Here is a 1,373-nt window from a genome sequence, read left to right on the forward strand (position 1 = left end):
GTCGTGTCCCATCGCATGGTGTAGTAGCGATGGTCCTCGGCGGGTTGGGCCGCCGGGTCAGGTTGTCACGGCGGACAGGCTGACTGAGGGATTGTCGCTGACGGTGCCGATGGTTTCCAGCGTCATGTAGCGGGCGCGCTGGGTGGCCCATTCGTCGGATTGCTCCAGCAGGATCGCGCCGATCAGCCGCACGGCGGCGGCCTCGTTCGGGAAGATGCCGACCACGTCCGTCCTTCGCTTGATCTCGCCGTTGAGGCGCTCGATCGGGTTGGTGCTGTGGAGCTTCGCCCGGTGGGCGGCGGGGAAGTCCATGAACGCGAGCACGTCCTCCTCGGCCGCGTCCATGAGGGCGGCGAGGCGGGGGACCTTCGGGCGCAACTGGTCGGCAACCGTCCTCCACTGGGCGTGGGCTGACGCCGCGTCCTCCTGGGCGTAGGCGGTCCCGATCCAGGCGGAGACGATGCGGCGCTGGGTCTTGCCCGCATGCGCCAGCGCGTTGCGGCCGAAATGGACGCGGCAGCGTTGCCACGTGGCGCGGAGCACCTTCGCCACCGCCGCCTTGAGCCCTTCGTGGGCATCCGAGATGACGAGCCGCACGCCCGCCAGGCCGCGCCGCTTCAGGGCACGGAGGAAGTCGAGCCAGAAGGCCTCCGCCTCGGAGGCCCCCACCGCCATCCCCAGCACCTCGCGGCGGCCGTCCGCATTGACGCCGACCGCGATGGTGACGGCGACCGAGACGATCCGTCCGGCCTCGCGGACCTTCACGTAGGTCGCATCGAGCCAGAGGTAGGGCCAGTCGCCCTCGATAGGGCGGCCGAGGAAGTCGCGGACGCGGCCGTCGATCTCGGCGCAGAGGCGGGACACCTGGCTCCGGCTCACCCCCTCCAGGCCCATGGCGCGAACGAGGTCGTCCACCGAGCGCGTCGAGACGCCGTGGACGTAGGCCTCCTGGATCACCGCCGTCAGCGCCTTCTCCGCCAGCCGCCGGGGCTCCAGGAAGGCCGGGAAGTAGGAGCCACGCCGGAGGCGGGGGATCCGCAGCTCGACGGTGCCCGCCCGCGTCTGCCAATCCCGCTCGCGGTAGCCGTTGCGCTGGACCAGCCGGTCGGGGCTGCGCTCGCCATGGGCGGCCCCAGTCAGGCCGCCCACCTCCAACTCCATTAGCCGCTCGGCGGCAAAGCCGATCATCTCGCGCAGAAAGGTGGCGTCCGAGCCCTTCTCCAGCATCTCTCGAAGGGCGATCTTGTCGTCGGTCATCGTGGCGGTCCGAGGTTCGGGTTGTCGGTCTCAGCAACCCAACCCTACCGAGAACCACCACGGTGACCGCCATCATCCCAGCGGCCGCCTCCTACACCACCATCCGGGACGCGATC

At 70.2% G+C, this 1,373-nt stretch carries 1 protein-coding gene; it reads right to left on the reverse strand.

Annotation, left to right across the window (positions count from 1 at the left end; translation table 11 throughout):
- Positions 1-57 precede the first annotated feature (57 nt).
- A complete protein-coding gene (locus H7965_RS29910) occupies positions 58-1,257 on the reverse strand; it encodes an IS256 family transposase (protein WP_186774097.1) in 1,200 nt (399 codons plus the stop codon).
- Positions 1,258-1,373: the final 116 nt, after the last annotated feature.

Origin of the sequence: Siccirubricoccus deserti (genome assembly GCF_014283215.1) — a bacterium.
In the GTDB taxonomy this organism is placed as follows: domain Bacteria; phylum Pseudomonadota; class Alphaproteobacteria; order Acetobacterales; family Acetobacteraceae; genus Siccirubricoccus; species Siccirubricoccus deserti.

Excerpts from the sequence above, each read along its gene's own strand:
- H7965_RS29910 (WP_186774097.1), bottom strand. The coding sequence starts at position 1,257 with ATGACCGACGACAAGATCGCCCTTCGAGAGATGCTGGAGAAGGGCTCG.